General features: G+C 68.5%; 15 protein-coding genes and 2 pseudogenes. 6 read left to right on the top strand and 11 right to left on the bottom strand.

What is annotated here, in order from left to right:
- Positions 1–86: 86 nt before the first annotated feature.
- Both OG609_RS42705 and OG609_RS42700 read right to left on the bottom strand, forming a co-directional pair.
- Complete coding sequence (locus OG609_RS42705) at positions 87–1,160, bottom strand: helix-turn-helix domain-containing protein (protein WP_327277670.1); 1,074 nt, start codon at positions 1,158–1,160, stop codon at positions 87–89.
- A gap of 8 nt (positions 1,161–1,168) precedes the next feature.
- Complete coding sequence (locus tag OG609_RS42700) at positions 1,169–1,396, bottom strand: hypothetical protein (protein WP_327277669.1); 228 nt, start codon at positions 1,394–1,396, stop codon at positions 1,169–1,171.
- 604 nt (positions 1,397–2,000) lie between these two features.
- Here OG609_RS42700 and OG609_RS42695 point away from each other — a divergent pair.
- Positions 2,001–2,443, top strand: a pseudogene (locus tag OG609_RS42695) (transposase); the annotation flags it as partial.
- Between the two features lie 103 nt (positions 2,444–2,546).
- Here OG609_RS42695 and OG609_RS42685 read toward each other — a convergent pair.
- Entirely contained in the window at positions 2,547–3,209 is a 663-nt protein-coding gene (locus OG609_RS42685) for a response regulator transcription factor (protein WP_327277668.1), read from the bottom strand.
- Entirely contained in the window at positions 3,206–4,333 is a 1,128-nt protein-coding gene (locus OG609_RS42680) for a sensor histidine kinase (RefSeq protein WP_327277667.1), read from the bottom strand. Before OG609_RS42680 ends, OG609_RS42685 begins: the two co-directional genes overlap by 4 nt.
- 195 nt (positions 4,334–4,528) lie before the next feature.
- On the opposite strand from OG609_RS42680, the gene OG609_RS42675 reads away from it, so the two are divergent.
- Entirely contained in the window at positions 4,529–4,951 is a 423-nt protein-coding gene (locus OG609_RS42675; protein ID WP_327277666.1) for a DUF6223 family protein, read from the top strand.
- An 88-nt stretch (positions 4,952–5,039) separates the two neighbouring features.
- Here the strand turns inward: OG609_RS42675 and OG609_RS42670 are convergent, their stop codons facing one another.
- Both OG609_RS42670 and OG609_RS42665 read right to left on the bottom strand, forming a co-directional pair.
- A complete protein-coding gene (locus tag OG609_RS42670; protein ID WP_327277665.1) occupies positions 5,040–5,714 on the bottom strand; it encodes a site-specific integrase in 675 nt (224 codons plus the stop codon).
- A gap of 232 nt (positions 5,715–5,946) precedes the next feature.
- Positions 5,947–6,231, bottom strand: coding sequence for a hypothetical protein (locus OG609_RS42665; RefSeq protein ID WP_327278433.1), 285 nt, complete (start codon positions 6,229–6,231; stop codon positions 5,947–5,949).
- 86 nt (positions 6,232–6,317) lie between these two features.
- Here OG609_RS42665 and OG609_RS42660 point away from each other — a divergent pair.
- Positions 6,318–7,288 (top strand): annotated as a pseudogene (locus tag OG609_RS42660) (Tn3 family transposase); the annotation flags it as partial.
- Positions 7,289–7,430: 142 nt separating this feature from the next.
- Here OG609_RS42660 and OG609_RS42655 read toward each other — a convergent pair.
- The 4 genes from OG609_RS42655 to OG609_RS42640 all read right to left on the bottom strand — a co-directional run bounded on the left by OG609_RS42655 (position 7,431) and on the right by OG609_RS42640 (position 9,821).
- Positions 7,431–7,913, bottom strand: coding sequence for an iron chaperone (locus OG609_RS42655; protein ID WP_327277664.1), 483 nt, complete (start codon positions 7,911–7,913; stop codon positions 7,431–7,433).
- Positions 7,914–7,952: 39 nt separating this feature from the next.
- Entirely contained in the window at positions 7,953–8,618 is a 666-nt protein-coding gene (locus OG609_RS42650; protein ID WP_327277663.1) for a glyoxalase, read from the bottom strand.
- The gene (locus tag OG609_RS42645) at positions 8,618–9,139 is read right to left on the bottom strand and encodes a helix-turn-helix transcriptional regulator (protein WP_327277662.1); all 522 of its coding nucleotides are present in this window, start codon (positions 9,137–9,139) and stop codon (positions 8,618–8,620) included. Before OG609_RS42645 ends, OG609_RS42650 begins: the two co-directional genes overlap by 1 nt.
- A gap of 271 nt (positions 9,140–9,410) precedes the next feature.
- On the bottom strand, positions 9,411–9,821 hold the full coding sequence (locus OG609_RS42640; protein ID WP_327277661.1) for a VOC family protein: 411 nt from the start codon (positions 9,819–9,821) through the stop codon (positions 9,411–9,413).
- A 253-nt stretch (positions 9,822–10,074) separates the two neighbouring features.
- Between OG609_RS42640 and OG609_RS42635 the strand changes: the two genes are divergently transcribed.
- The 3 genes from OG609_RS42635 (at position 10,075) to OG609_RS42625 (ending at position 12,022) form a co-directional block, all read left to right on the top strand.
- Complete coding sequence (locus tag OG609_RS42635) at positions 10,075–10,623, top strand: recombinase family protein (RefSeq protein ID WP_327278373.1); 549 nt, start codon at positions 10,075–10,077, stop codon at positions 10,621–10,623.
- A 488-nt stretch (positions 10,624–11,111) separates the two neighbouring features.
- Positions 11,112–11,849, top strand: coding sequence for a pyridoxamine 5'-phosphate oxidase family protein (locus tag OG609_RS42630; RefSeq protein WP_327277660.1), 738 nt, complete (start codon positions 11,112–11,114; stop codon positions 11,847–11,849).
- Positions 11,846–12,022: a hypothetical protein gene (locus tag OG609_RS42625; RefSeq protein ID WP_327277659.1), complete on the top strand. Its 177-nt coding sequence runs from the start codon at positions 11,846–11,848 to the stop codon at positions 12,020–12,022. Before OG609_RS42630 ends, OG609_RS42625 begins: the two co-directional genes overlap by 4 nt.
- A 1,251-nt stretch (positions 12,023–13,273) precedes the next feature.
- On the opposite strand, the gene OG609_RS42620 is transcribed toward OG609_RS42625, so the two are convergent.
- Positions 13,274–14,446 carry an alpha/beta fold hydrolase gene (locus OG609_RS42620; RefSeq protein WP_327277658.1) on the bottom strand — a complete coding sequence of 391 codons (1,173 nt, stop codon included), beginning with the start codon at positions 14,444–14,446 and terminating at the stop codon, positions 13,274–13,276.
- Positions 14,447–14,517 lie beyond the last annotated feature (71 nt).

Here is a 14,517-nt window from a genome sequence, read left to right as displayed (position 1 = left end):
CGGCGAGGCAACGTTCCTCCGCTACCGGCCTACTACGGCCCTGACCAGCCGTCAACAAACCACCGCTAGGACTCCATGAGGTCGGGCTACTTCAGGTCGATGAGGAAGCGGAGCGGGGGAAGTTCAGCCGGGACACCTCTGGTTCCCAAGGCGTTGACCTGACGTGCCGCACCCACGCGCAGGACCGGGGCCTGCGCGTGGTCGTAGAGGCGAGGTGATCGAATCGGCAGCCCGTTGCGGGTATAGCCAACGGGCGGATGAGCACGCATGGGGCCGCTCCAGCCCTGCCGTCGGCCGCTGTTCGTGGGAGTGAATGCATGCATGCTGAGGAATTTCACGTCTTCGGCCCTCAAATCCACGCCCGGTGGCGCGATGGTCGGCCCGACGAGCACCTTCGTGTCACTGTCATCAGATTTGCGTACCTCCCTCAGGGAGATCCTGATGAGAGGCGGCGCCGGCGTGGTGGTGACGGTCGGCGGGCCATGCGCCGGCTGGGGGTCGACAAGGGCGGGCCGAGCCGGCATGACGGCCTGCGGCTCATCCCGGCCGGACACGCGGTCCCACGCGCGCTCCCACTCGGCGACCTTGCGACGAGAAGCACCCATTGCCTCAGCGAAGGCCGTGACGTGTCTGCGGAGAGGGACGGATTCTCCCCGCAGGATCGCGCTTAAGCTGCTCTTGGGCAGACGGTGATGAACACCGTCCGGCATCTTGCCTGCTCGTTCTTGCAGTTCACCCAGGGATGGTTGCCCTTCTCTGGCGCGCAACTGGACCATGGCTCGTCGAAGCTGCCCGTAGTCCTCGATGACCTCGGGGTGAGCCAAGGCTCTTCCCAGTTTCGCCGCCAGATCCTGGAATCCGTCTGGAGTCAGCTCGCGCCCACGACGGCTTTGCTCTGCTGAACGAGCCGCCTTCCATAAACGGCGCGCCTCTCCAAGATCGGCATTGCACGCTCGAGCGTAGGCCTCCACAGCCTTGCGCGACGGAACTGTGCGTCCGCTGGCGGCCCGGGAAAGCATCGAGGCTGTGAACTCGTATTCGATGACCCGTGCCATTGCCGCGTAGTTGAGGCCCTGGCGGTCGCGCTGCGCGCGCAACCACAACGCCAGGGCCTCAGACTGTCGGGTTGCTGCGGCAACGGCGTTCTCACGCCGTCCCATGTGGACCGCTAGATCCCCTCGACCGGCGCCGACCGCGATGTACGCAACTGCGTCACCGCGCTTGTGCCGATGGACACGGCGCCGCCAAGAAGCTCAAGAACACCGAGCATCGGCAGGTCTGCGACGGTGAGAGCTGCGGCAACGACCGCGACAATGACAATAATGATCACTTCACCGCCGCTCAGGGGCCTTTCAGGACCAGGGCGGGGCGGATTCGGAGGAATGAGCGAACGCATGCTTTGCTCCTCTGCTGAGCATCAGCCGCGTCCGATTCCGGACGCGACTGACCGGCTGCACCTTGCTGTCCAACAGGGGCTTCCAGGTCCCTGAGCGTCAGACCGGTGGGATCTTCTCACCAGCGCCTTCCCATTCACAATCTGTAAGGCCGGTGGCCACCTATTTGATTCAAAACCGTGCGGACAGTGGGCCCTTGAGGAAGGCGAACGGGTGGTCGAGCGAAGTTCACTCCTGGAAAGAGGCACAGCTCAGCGCAGGAAGGCGCGGAACTTTCATTCATTTTTGGCCATGGCCCGTTGCGACGCGCGATGCACAGTGACACTCTCCTACCGACGCTGCTTCCGGTCCCTGCGGTCCGGAGCTCCCCTGGCGTTGTGGCTGCACCACGGAACAGGGACGGGGCTCTCGCGTCTTCCAGCGCGGCGCCCACGAGGGTGGCGCACCTGTCGGGTGCGGCCACCCTCTGCCCTTCCTGGCGTACAGGGGTGGCCTTGGTCGTTTCACCGGCGCGACGCGGGGCTGAGCCTCCTCAGCCAGAGTGATTGCTGCGCACCTCAGAGTGCTCTGCCCGCCCGGCGAGGGTCCACAACGTGATGAGCGCCCGTGCACAAACACATCAACCAAGGCCGCGCGGACGCCGACCACAGCCACATCTCCGCACGCAGACTCGCCCGGATGCTGCTCAGCAAGCCCGACAACCTCAAGGCCGAACATCACGACCTTCTGGCCCGGCTCACCGCCGCCTGCCCCGAGATGACCCAACTGGCCACCCGCATCCGGACCTTCGCCCAGCTTCTGAAGCCTCACCCAGGAAGTGCCGACGCGCTCGAGCTCTGGATCACCAGGACCGCGCAGCCGATCTGCCCCATCTGCACGCCTTCACCCGGGGCCTGGAGCGAGACCTCGACGCTGTGATCGCCGCGCTCACACTCCCATACAGCAACGGCCCGACCGAGGGCGTCAACACCAAGACCAAGCCGATCGCACGCCAGATGCACGGACGCGCAGGCTTCACCCTTCTTCGCCACCGCATCCTCCTCGGCTAGCGACACGCTCCGTCACCACCGAATGCGAGACAGGGCCGTTCGTTTTACAGACCCTTCAGTAGGAGGACCACCGGCGGGCAGGCCTGGGCCCGGACCGTGGATGTCAGGAGTTGCGTGGGGTTACCAGGCCGGATTCGTAGGCGAGGACTACAAGCTGAGCGCGGTCACGGGCGTGGAGCTTGGTCATGGCCCGGTTGATGTGGGTTTTCGCGGTCATCGGGCTGATCACCATGCGGTCGGCGATCTGGTTGTTGGACAGGCCCTGCGCGACCAGGGCGACTGCCTCGCGTTCGCGGTTGGTCAGCCCTTCCAGCGCCGTGTCGGTGCCGGTGTTGAGCGGCTGGGTGACGTACCTGTTGATGAGCTTGCGGGTAATCGAGGGTGCGAGCAGGGCGTCGCCGCGCGCGGCGACGCGTACGGCGTGCAGGAAGTCTTCCGGCACGATGTCCTTGACGAGGAATCCGGCCGCGCCGGCGCGCAGCGCGTTGAAGACGTATTCGTCCAAGCCGTAGTTGGTCAGGATGACGACGTGCACCCGGGCCAGGGTCGGGTCCGCGGCGATGCGCCGGGTCGCTTCGATGCCGTCGATGACCGGCATCTGGATGTCGATGAGAGCGACGTCGGGCAGGTATTCCCTGGCCAGAGCCAGGCCCTCCTTCCCGTCGGCGGCCTCGGCGACCACCTCGATGTCGTCTTCGAGGTCGAGGAGCGCACGGAATCCGCTGCGAATGAGCGGCTGGTCGTCGACCAGCAGGACACGGATCACGACGTCTGCTCCACGGGGAGTTCGGCCTGGACGGTGAAGCCGCCCTCGCCGCGCGGTTCCGCGCGCAGCCGACCGCCGAGGGCGGTGACTCGTTCGCGCATGCCGAGCAGCCCGATGCCGGGCGTCGGGGCGGTGTCCGGCGCGGTCTTGCCGTCGTCATCGATGCGTATCGCGAGGACGTCCGGGCGGCAGTCGATCCGGACCGACGCCGTGGCGGCGTCCGCGTGACGGGCGATGTTGGTGAGCGACTCCTGAACGATCCGGTAGACGGTCCGGCCCACCGCGGCCGGCACGTCGTGTCGCTGTCCTTCGATCGTCAAACGTGCGTCCAGGCCGGTCATGCGGAACCGTTCCACCAGTTCTGGGACGTGGTCGAGCCCGTGCGGCAGGGTCGTCTCGTCGTCGCGCAGCGCCTCCAAGGTCGCCCGCAGTTCCCGGGTTGCCTCACGACCGGCCTCCCGGATCGCCAGCAGGGCATCCGGTACCTGTTCACCGCGCTTGCGAGCCAGGTGGACGGCGACTTCGGACTGCACCTTGATGACAGAGATCTGGTGGGTGAGCGAATCGTGCAACTCCCGCGCGATGTGCAGCCGCTCCTCGTCGGCGCGGCGCCGCGCGGTCTCCTCCCGGGTTCGCTCGGCCTCGTCCGCCCGCCGCTCGGCCTGCCGCAGCGCCTCACCCGCGGCGCCTGCAGCGATCAGCCAGGCGATCTCCAGGGCACTGCGCGCCTGCGCGAACGCCTCGCCCGTGTCGTGCAGGCCCGAGGCCAGGGCCGCCAGGGGGAGCGTGGCCAGCACGGCCACGCTCGCCACCACGGTGACGCTGCGGTGTCCCTCCCGTACGGCCGCGTACACCGCGAACAGGAACGCGACGGCGGGCACGTCGAAACCGGCCGCCTGGTACCCCACCGCGCACAGCCCGGTGGCGGCCAGGACGGGAACGGGAGTCCGGCGGCGCCAGACGAGCGCCAGGCCGCCGGCCGCCAGCAGCGTGCAGCCGAGCAGTGCGAGGCCCGTGCCGGAGTACCGCTCGGACAGGCCGGTGACCAGCAGCGTCGCCGCCACGCCGACGGCGATCGCCCAGTCCCTCACACCGGCCGGGACACCGGACCATCCTGTGCTCATGCGCGCACCCTAGCCGGGTGCGGCCTCGGGCGAGTCCCGCTCACGGACGAGTGATCGGATACCACGTAAGCAGTACGTGCGCGGCGCCTGCGGCGTCCGCGGCAGCGCGAAGTGTCTGCGTCCGCCGGACGACCGGAGGCGGGTCAGGCGGACATGCTCGGGTGATCCAGTTCCCGTGAGGATAAGGAGCACCTCATGTCAGTCCGCACTGTGCTTGCCGTGGCCGGAGCCGCTCTGATCAGCGGTCTCGTGCTCGCCGAACCGGCGGCCGCGGACCCCTCTGTCCAGCCGGTCGCCGCAAGCGTCTACACCCTGAGCGCCGGCCGCATCGGATCCTCCTTGGCCGCACTGGTCGGTCTCCTCGGCGCGGTCAACGGCAGCCTGGCCCTGGCCCGCCCCACCGGTCAGGGTCACATCGGCACCTGGGCCCGGCGGAACGGGGCCGTCACGGCTCTCGTGGCGGGTCTGATAGCCGTGGTCGTCGGCGGGTCGGTCGCGGCCACCGCCGACGGCGGTCTCGGCACCGGCAACGGGCTGGGCGGCGCCTACGTCGCCATGCTGGTCGGCCTGATCGCCGTCACCCTCGGTTGGCTGGCCCGCTCCCGCCGAACCGGCTGACCGAACCATGAATCGTCTGGAAGGCCCGGCTGTATGCGGCGGTAACTGGTGGTGGCCGCACGACCGTTGGCGCGGCGGTCCGGGCCTGTCACCGCCCGGCCGCAGCGTCGGCCTGGTACGTGGCGAGGACGTCGGGGCGCGGGGTGGCGGTTCCCTCGGGCGGGCCCCGGGCGTCGGCGTTGAGGGAAGCCGTGGCCGTGCGAGCCCGCAGCCGCTTCAGGCTGCCGATGAACTTCTCCAGCACCACCTCGTCCACCGGGCGCGGCAGTCGCCGCGGCTGCTTGACCGTCACCGTGCGGCGCGTCGGCTGCTGACGGCTTGCGCGGCCCATGAACGGCTGATGCCGGTCCGGCACCCGGGCAAGTGCCGGGTCAAGGCGCTTTTGCATCGGGGAGTCGCCGTCGTACTCCTCGGCGACCACCGCCCAGTCGTAGAAGCTGGAGACGGCGGCCAGGATCTGGTTCACCGTCGCCGGTGCGAGCAGGCTCCCCGGTGTCTCCGGGCCGCCGACCACGGCTGTCAGGCCGAGCCGCTGGGCGGGGCGGCGCGACGGTGCTTGCCGCAGGAATGCCAGCAGCCGCAAGGCATCCGGGCCCCGGAACTCACGCCAGTCCATGCCCTCAGCGGCAACGAAGGTGAACAGCCGCCGCAGGTCGTACGCGTACGCGCAGATCGTGTGCGGCGAGAAGCCCCGGTCGACCAGGTGATCCAGGAACCGGCAGGCCGCGGCGACCGGTTGACCATCACCATCGACCAACCGCACTCGCCTTACAACACTGCCATCGCGTTCCTTGACCACCCGCACGCCGACCTCCCCGAGCCCGCCCTCGGATGGCCCAACGAGACCTGTACCTCTACCGCCACGGCGTCGGTTCAGCGTCACTCGAAGGTGTCCAGATAAGGAGATCCACGACTGCTACACGCTTTGCCCTGCCTGCCGAGGTCCAGGGCGGACAGCTCCGTTCCGCCGCCAAGCCCGAGAAAACCACCACGATCTAGGACGGCTCCCCGGCCGGCTCGTCCCTGCCCGCGCTCTGGGCGAGCCGGTAGCGGACCTTCTCGTGCGACAGGCCCACCTGGCCGCCGATCTGCCGCAGCCCCCAGCCCTCCGCCTTCGCCGCAGCCATGCCCGCATCCAGAGCCGCATCCGTCACCTCGGCCAGCACGGCCCGCAACTGCACGAGCAGCCGTAGCCGGATCGCCGGGGCCAGTTCATCCAGACCGGCGCAGAACCGCGCCACGTCCGCCTTCAGGAAACCGATCGTCGGGGCGTCGCTCACCCGGCCACCCTGGCAGCGCTGCTCACGGCCCGTCAAAAATTCTGACAGCTACGCCGGGTTTCTGTTCCGTTCCTACTCGGACCCCGGGACAGGGCACAGCGTGCGCCTCGGACTCGAAGAATTTCGGGTCCTGGTCCTCGAACTTCATGACCGAGTACCACACCCGCTACGGCGGCAACGGCGTGATGATCTACTGGCACGTCGAGCGGAAGAACGTCTGCATCTACTCCCAGCTCAAGTCCTTTTCGTCGTCCGAGGTTGCGGCGACGATCGAGGGCCTGCTGCGGCACTGCACGGACGCCGAGATCGAGTCGAACTACGTCGACACACACGGCGCGAGCGTGGTCGGGTTCGTCTTCACCGAGCTGCTCAAATTCCGCCTACTGCCGAGGCTGAAGAACATCGGCAGCATCCGCCTGTACCGGCCCGACGACGACCCGCCCGGCTGGCCGCCGCTCGGCGGCTCGCTGACCAGGTCGATCCGCTGGGACCTGATCGCCCAGCAGTACGACCAGATGGTCAGGTACGCCACCGCCCTGCGCCTGGGCACAGCCGAGGCGGAACAGGTACTGCGGCGCTTCACCCGCGGCGGCCCCAAACACCCCACCTACCGGGCCCTCGAAGAGCTGGGCCGCGCGGTGCGCACGATCTTCGCGTGCGACTACCTCGCCAGCCCCGGCCTGCGCCGCGAGATCCATGGCGGCCTCCAGATCGTGGAGAACTGGAACAGCGCCAACACCGTGCTGCACTACGGCAAGGATGGCGCCCTGACCGGCCCGGACAGCAGCACGCCGAGACCTCGATGCTCGCCCTGCACCTGCTCCAGAGCAGTCTCGTGCGCATCAACACCCTGCTGCTACAGCAGGTGCTCGCCGAACCGGCCTGGGCGAAGAAGCTGAGCGACGAGGACCGGCGTGGGCTGACCGCGCTGTTCTGGTCGAACATCAACCCGTACGTAACGTTCCGGCTCGACATGGACAAGCGGCTCGACCTGGGGCTTTCGGTCAGTGTGCCCCGGCCACGCTCCCCCGAGTCCGCCTCAGCATTGCCGGGCTGAGCGCGTCGGTGGAGGGCAGAACTGACGCGTTCCGGCTCGCCTTCCTGCGGAACCAGCCGGGCCGTGGCGACGCGTTGTGCCAAGCGTGTGGACATCTTCCACGGCTCGGTCGCTTTCGCCGCTGGTTCTGCCCCGGCCGGCCTCAGCCCACCGCCTTCTTGACAAGCACGCTGATGCGCTCTTCGTCGGCCGCGGTCAGCTCCCTCACGGCGTAGGCGGTCGACCACATGGCGCCGTCGTCGAGTGCCGCCTGGTCGCTGAAGCCGAGCGTGGCATACCTCGACTTGAACTTCTCCGCGCTCTGGAAGTGGCAGACGACCTTGCCGTCTCTGGCGTACGCGGGCATTCCGTACCAGAGCTTGGGCGCGAGGTCCGGAGCCGCGGTCTTGATGATCTCGTGGATCCGCTCGGCGAGGACGCGGTCCGCCTCCGGCATCTCGGCGATCTTCGCGAGCACGTCCCGCTCCGCCGCCGCCTCCTTCTCCGCCCGGGACGAACCGCGCCGCGCCGCCGCCTTCTTCTCGCGTGCGTGCTCCTTCATCGCGGCCCGCTCCTCGGCGGTGAATCCGTTGTACTTCTCGGTGGTCGTGCCGGAGTCCTCGGCGGGCGACTTCGTGGACGGCATGGCAGGTTTCCTCTCGTATACGGTGAGGCGGGGCGGGAGTCAGGACGGCGTCGGGGCGAGTGACGCGGCAGCCTCCCAGGCGAACCCGTCCGGGTCGGTGAAGGTGTCGACGGTGCTGCCGAGGACGATGCGGTGCGAGCCAGTGCCGTCGGCGGGGACGCCGAGGTCCTTGGCAAGGGCACGGCGCTTGTACAGCGCCAGCTTGACGGGGCTGGACTGACCGGGGGCAAACTCGGTGTACTTGCCACCGAAACTCTTGGCCACGGTCAGGCCCCGGCCGACGTAGAACTGCTTGGTGGCCTTCACGTCCTCGACGCCGAGCAGCAGGACGATCTCGTCGATCTCGCGGGTGGCGGGGCCGGTGTCCTTCTTCGCCGAGGTCGCGATCTTCCAGATCGTCCCGTCCGGGGCCTGGACGACGCCGCCGTAGCCCCACAGCGACTTCGCGGCGGGCTTCAGCACTGTGGCGCCGGCGTCCACGGCGGCGCCGAGGAAGCTGTCGACGGTGGCCGGCCCGGATACCGTGAGCGCCAGGGTGAAGCCGCGGAATCCGGTGGAGTGCGCCTCGGACGCCCGCAGGCGTATGTACGTGTCGACGCCGAAGGCGCTGTAGAAGCGGCGGGCGGCCTCGCGGTCGGCCACCTCAAGGGTGACGGACGCGAGGGACGTGTTGGCTGCGGTGGAAGTGGTGGTTGCCATGACCATCACGCTAGGGGCTGCGCGGCGGCCGGGGCTTCTCGATTCCTGACCGGTCTGGAGACTTGCTTCGCCACGCACGCCGGCATCCCCTCCACCTTGATCGCCGACCCCGCATCGCGGGCCGTACCCGCAGCATCGGCATGGTCGGCCGCCGCATCCGCCGTCTGGCGCCGGAAGGCCCCGGGCGGCATGCCGACCAGCTCGGTGAAGCGGGTGGTGAACGTGCCCAGCGACGCGCAGCCGACCGCGAAGCAGACCTCGGTGACGCTGAGGTCGCCCCGCCGCAGCAGCGCCGTCGCCCGCTCGATGCGACGCGTCATCAGGTACGCGTACGGCGACTCACCGTAGGCGGCCCGGAACTGCCGGCTGAGATGCCCGGCGGACATGTTCACATCACGGGCGAGCGCCTCCACGTTCAGCGGCTGCGCGTATTCCCTGTCGATCCGGTCGCGGACGCGGCGCAGCCGCGCGAGATCAGCCAGGCGCTGCGCCTGGACGCGAGCACGCCGCCATTCAGGCTTACACATGAGAACCCTCCCCTTTGTCTTTCATCTTCCATTTCCATCGACGTCTTCGAGCGTCTGGGGTGCGGACCGGCCCGCCGGACTCGACCAGCCGGTCGAGCAACTGTCGGACAGCAGCGGGACGGAGTCCGGGCTCATGACCGGTTCAACGAGGACCCGGACGCGGCTCTGGCGGGCGACCGGCAGGGCAGGCACTTCCGCTCTGGTGCGCCGCCGCGTTCCTTATGGGTGGTCGCGATGTCGGCCCGCACGGCCGCATCGATACCCGCACAGCTCAGCGCAGCTCCTGGATGCGGACCAGGTTGCCCGCAGGGTCGCGGAACGCGCAGTCGCGGACGCCGTACGGCTGCTCGGTCGGCTCCTGGACGACCTCAGTATCACCGGCCTGCACCTTCTCGAACGTGGCGTCGAGGTCCGGGGTGGCCAGCAGGATCCAGCCGTAGGTGCCCTTGGCCATCATCTCGGTGATCGTGCGGCGCTCGTCCTCGGTGATGCCGGGATCGGCGGCCGGCGGCGCCAGAAGGATCGACGTGCCCGGCTGACCGGCCGGGCCGACCGTGATCCAGCGCATCCTGCCCTGCCCGACATCGCTGCGGACCTCGAAGCCGAGGACGTCGCGGTAGAAGGCGAGCGATGCGTCCGGGTCGTCGTGCGGAAGAGAAGTCGTGTGAATAGTGATGTCCATGGTGAGCAGGCTAGAGGCGACTCCGTGAACCGCGCTTCTCGATTCCTGATCGATCCGGACACGCCCGGACGTTCACGGGCATGTCACGCGGGGCGCACTCGCTTCCCGTGACAGTGCGCCTGACGCCCCATCAGCCACCCTCCGGGGGCAACGGAGGCTTAACGCGGGTCTGAACGGTGCGGCCGATAGATTCCGACACATGCTCATCGGCTACGCACGGGGCTCGACCGCCGACTAGAACCCCAATCATCAGATCGACGCCCTGCTGCGGACCGGCGTCGACCGCGACTACATCCACGTCGACACCGCGAGCGGCGCGAAGGCGTCCAGGCCGAAGCTCGATCTCGTGCTCCAGCTGCTGCGCGAGGGCGACACGCTGAAGGTCACCCGGCTCGACCGGCTCTCTCGCTCGGTGCTGCACCCGGCGACCCTCGGCGCGGACCTGGGCGAGCGCGGCATCGGGCTGCACGTGATCGAGCAGAGCATCGACACCTCCACCATGGAGGGGCGGGCCATGTTCGGGATGCTGATCGTGCTCGCCGAGCTCCAGCGCGAGCTGATCGTGGCCCACACCAACGACGGGCTCGCCTCCGCGCGCGCCCGCGGCAGGGTCGGCGGGCGCCGGCCGAAGCTCACCGCGGACCAGGCCACGCTCGCCCAACGGCTCTACGACGAGCGGGAGAAGACCGTCCAGCAGATCGCCGACATGTTCGGCGTGCCAAGGTCGACGGCGTACGGGCACCTCGACAAGACCAAGACCGTGCCCCGACAGCCCAAGAAGACCGCGGCCACGAAGTCCTGATCGCTACTTTGCGGCTGGTGTCTGGGCTAGGACTCCGGGGCCTGGAGACCCGTGAGTTTGCGGAAACTGAAGGCTCTTCAGCATGAACCCGAGGGGGCATTGCTCCGATTCCGAGGGATAGACCCGTGGGTTCGCGGTCAACCCATGGGCCGGCCCTGCGCGGGTCCGGTCGAGTTGGTCGGGAAGAAGTGGCTGCAGCACGCCGTACTCGTACTGGCCGACCTTGATTCCGGCTGGCCGTGTGTCGGGTTGCGGAAGATGAGACCTGCCCGCTTGGCCCAGGTGAACAGCGAGCAGCCGGTGGCGTCCTGCGAACGGGAGTACGGGCCCGCGCGAAGGCTTCGCGCGTTCCTCAACCCCTGGCCGCGGCCAGGGGTTCGACGCCAGGCCTAACCCGGGCAACAGTATTCGTTGTTAAACACGTCACTCTCAACGAATATCGTCAGATCAGTGGCTTGAAATCGCCAACATCGATAGCGTCTACCAACATGACTGAGGAGACACTAGGCACCCTCCTGCCCGTCACGGAGCGCACCCGCCATCGACGCCTGCGGGAGCAGGGCAGCCGGAGCCGGGCGGATCTCGACGCCATCCTGGACACGGGGTTCCTGTGCCATCTCGGCGTGGTCGTCGACGGCGCCCCGATGGTGGTCCCGACCGTGTACGGAGCGGATGAGAGCACTGTCTATTTTCATGGCTCGGTGGCAAGCCGGAGCCTGCTCGCCGCGCCGAACGCGCCGGTGTGCCTGACCGTCACGCACGTCGACGGCCTCGTGCTGGCGCGCTCGGTGTTCGAGCACGGGGTCAACTACCGCAGCGCGATGATCTACGGCATACCGCGAGCCGTGACCGACCCCGAGGAGAAGCTCTACGGCTTGCGCTGCCTCACCGAGCACGCCTCCGCGGGCCAGTGGGGCTACGCACGCCTCCCCAACCGCAAGGAACTCGCGGCGACCTCACTGCTGGCACTCCCTCTCGACGAGGCCTCCGTCAAGGTGCGCACCGGCCCGCCGGACGACGGCGACGGACCCGACGCCGAACTGGGCCTATGGGCGGGCGTTCTCCCCATGCGTACGGAATGGGGAGAACCGGAACCGGACCCGGCGCTCTCGGAGCACGTCCCCGTACCGCCCCACATCACCCATCTCACCACTCAAGCCGTCCCGCTCGTCAGCCGCCGCACTTCACCGAAACATCGGATCCATGAACGAGGAACGTCAACATGAGATTCGACAGCCACCGCGTCGTCATCACCGCCGTCGGCCGCGACTTCGGGCGAACCCTGGCCATCCGGCTCGCGGATCTTGACGCGAGGTCTTCTTCTCCACACGCAGTCTCGCTGCCGCTGAGTGTCCGCGATGAGATTCGCCGCTACTCAAATCGAACAAGCCGGATGTAGTGACCATGGTCTCCGCCCGCGGGACGGCTGGCCATCACCGCGCGGACGCTAACGACGCCTTCTACGCGGCTAAGAACGCCCCCTCCAAGCGCCTGCGACCCCGAGGGGTCCGGGTGATTTCGCTCTACCCGCCAGACTTTGACAACGCTGATCCGCTCTCCGAGGAGTGGGAGACCACACCGCGCGAGGCCAGGGATGCCTTCATGGGCGCAGTCGCTCGTGGAGTGCATCCTCTTCGCAGTCGCTCAGCCCCGCGACTGCTTCATCAAGGCGTTCCATTTCGAACAGGTCTGACCGCTGCCCTCGCAGGCCTGTACACGGCGGCTGACTCCAGGTCCGGAGCGGCACCATAACTCAAGACCGCTGGCATTCGAACCGGTTCCCATACCCGACGCCACCGTGGATCGTGCCGTCCGTAGCCCGGCCGAGGCCCTGGCCAGACGAACCCGGCCAGCACGTCGGTCTCGAACTGCTCCAGCTCCTCCGCCGAGACCGGCTCCCTGTACTCGCGCAGGTCCTGCACCACTGTCAGCGCCCACAAGCCGCGCCTCCTCACATTCACTCGGACCGCAGATCGGTCAGAAGAGATGAGAGCGCTTCAGGAATCCCGAAGTTGCGTCACAGGCGTGCAGAGCACTCCAAAGAGAGAGAAGCCTCTGGCCACGGGGGCGGCGTCTCAACGGGGCTCAGGAGAACTCACGGGATGTCGCACATATCGTCGATCGCGTTGATGGCGGGCTGCACTCGATCGGGGTGGTGTCAGCGGTCACAGGCGCGTGGGAATCGGACTACCGGACCCGCATCCGGAGGATGGCGACGCGAACGGCAGTCGACAACCTGCACGACGAGCTACGCCAGACAACAGCAACTCGCGGGCGGATCTTCGCTATGCACGTGCTGCGACAGAAGGTTCCGCACCGGCCCATCTCGTGGCAATCGCCGCCAAGACCCTCGTCCCCGAACTGGACCCCGTCCTCAGCGTCCACACCATCCAGCCAGGACAACACACCACCAGCCTGGCTCAAGCCGCCAGCCGGTAGTCCGGATACGACGCCACCGCCCGCCACCAGGTCAATCACGCCCAGGTCGCGCGAAGCCGGCAAGCCCGCCTACGCCTGGCCACCCTGCGCAGCCGTACGATCCGAGCGGCCGCACGGGTGGAAACGGTACTTTGGCCGCTTGGCTGGCGCCTGGGGAAGGATCCGGGTCAGACGCCGAGAACCTGCCCCTGAGAACGGGAGCAGGCCAGGTTCATGCTGGAGTTCCCGTCAGGGTGTGCGTGATGTGGTCGCTGAGGTGGGGCAGCCAGTCGGGCCGCGCGTTACCAAGGAGGTGGTCGCCGTGTGGGACGGACAGGTAGGTGCCGTGCGGCACCATGCGGGCCAGGGGCTCGCCGTTCGTCACGCCGGGGATGACGTCCTGGTCACCGTCCACGGCCAGCAGCGGGGCCGCAATGCGGGGTGCCAGTGCGGCAAGGTCCACGTGGCGTGCGAACTCACGGGCGGCGTCAGCTCCTCCGGCGCGTCGGGCCATGATGTCCCGTACCGGCGGGGGTAGTTCCTCCCAATCGAGGCGGAAGGGGCCGCTGACGGTGGAGACGGCCGCCACGCGCGGCTCGAGCGCCGCGGCCCGGGCCGCGAAATAGCCGCCCAGACTCAGGCCGACGAGCCCGATGCGTGCGGCGCCGAGGGCGTCGATGACCCGGCCCACAACCCGCTCGTAGTCCGGCACAAAGGTCGTGGTGGCCGCGAGCACGCCCTGTCCGGGACCGTCCATCGCGAACACCGCCAGCCCCTTGGCCAGCAGCGCGGACACCAGATCGAGGAACTCCTCCTTGGCCGAGTCCAGGCCGGGGACGACGACCACGGTCCCCGGCGCGTCGGAAGGGCCACGCAGCCAGCCGGTGAACCCCTCGCCGCGCACCGGCGTGGCCGTCACTGCGGTCAGCTCAGCTCCGGCCCCAACGGCAAGCTCGGTGACGTAGTGGCCGACGCCACCTGACGCGCCGGTCAGCAGCACCCGTCGGCCGGCCAGGGAACCGGCCGTACGCAGCAGCCACAGGGCAGTGATCCCGGCCAGGGGCAGAGCCGCCGCCCGTGCGCTGTCGATGCTGTCCGGGAGCGCCACGAGCGAGTGCGTGGGCACAGCGGCGTACTCGGCCCAGCCGCCCTGCGCCGGGTGCCCGACCACGCGGGCGCCGATGCCGGGGCCGGAGCCGTCGGCTGCCGCCTGTGCGACGGGCCCTGCGATGTCCTTGCCGGGCAGCAGCTCCGGCCGGGGATGTTCGAGAAGGAATGTCTCGCCCCGGTTCGGGGCGAACGCCTTGACTTTGATCAGTGCCTGACCGGGATCCGGCACGGGCTGGCGAACCTCGGCGAAGGCGACCGGGCGCGCCGCTTCTCCCGTGGGAATGAGTCTTTGCATGGAGAGGATGCAATCCCCGCGGCCGCCCCGCGATCCAACAACGAACAAGCAAAGCCGACAACTTTCGGTTG

Origin of the sequence: Streptomyces sp. NBC_01224, assembly GCF_036002945.1 — a bacterium.
Taxonomy (GTDB): Bacteria; Actinomycetota; Actinomycetes; order Streptomycetales; family Streptomycetaceae; genus Streptomyces.
The sequence above is the reverse complement of the archived record's forward strand: the minus strand, read 5'-3'. Positions and strand labels throughout refer to the sequence as shown.

What these genes read in the sequence shown, in the direction of transcription:
- OG609_RS42700 (WP_327277669.1), bottom strand. Translation starts at nt 1,396, where the DNA reads ATGCGTTCGCTCATTCCTCCGAATCCGCCCCGCCCTGGTCCTGAAAGG.
- OG609_RS42620 (WP_327277658.1), bottom strand. Translation starts at nt 14,446, where the DNA reads ATGCAAAGACTCATTCCCACGGGAGAAGCGGCGCGCCCGGTCGCCTTC.
- OG609_RS42645 (WP_327277662.1), bottom strand. Translation starts at nt 9,139, where the DNA reads ATGTGTAAGCCTGAATGGCGGCGTGCTCGCGTCCAGGCGCAGCGCCTG.
- OG609_RS42640 (WP_327277661.1), bottom strand. Translation starts at nt 9,821, where the DNA reads ATGGACATCACTATTCACACGACTTCTCTTCCGCACGACGACCCGGAC.
- OG609_RS42625 (WP_327277659.1), top strand. Translation starts at nt 11,846, where the DNA reads ATGAGATTCGACAGCCACCGCGTCGTCATCACCGCCGTCGGCCGCGAC.
- OG609_RS42630 (WP_327277660.1), top strand. Translation starts at nt 11,112, where the DNA reads ATGACTGAGGAGACACTAGGCACCCTCCTGCCCGTCACGGAGCGCACC.
- OG609_RS42675 (WP_327277666.1), top strand. Translation starts at nt 4,529, where the DNA reads ATGTCAGTCCGCACTGTGCTTGCCGTGGCCGGAGCCGCTCTGATCAGC.
- OG609_RS42705 (WP_327277670.1), bottom strand. Translation starts at nt 1,160, where the DNA reads ATGGGACGGCGTGAGAACGCCGTTGCCGCAGCAACCCGACAGTCTGAG.
- OG609_RS42655 (WP_327277664.1), bottom strand. Translation starts at nt 7,913, where the DNA reads ATGCCGTCCACGAAGTCGCCCGCCGAGGACTCCGGCACGACCACCGAG.
- OG609_RS42680 (WP_327277667.1), bottom strand. Translation starts at nt 4,333, where the DNA reads ATGAGCACAGGATGGTCCGGTGTCCCGGCCGGTGTGAGGGACTGGGCG.
- OG609_RS42650 (WP_327277663.1), bottom strand. Translation starts at nt 8,618, where the DNA reads ATGGTCATGGCAACCACCACTTCCACCGCAGCCAACACGTCCCTCGCG.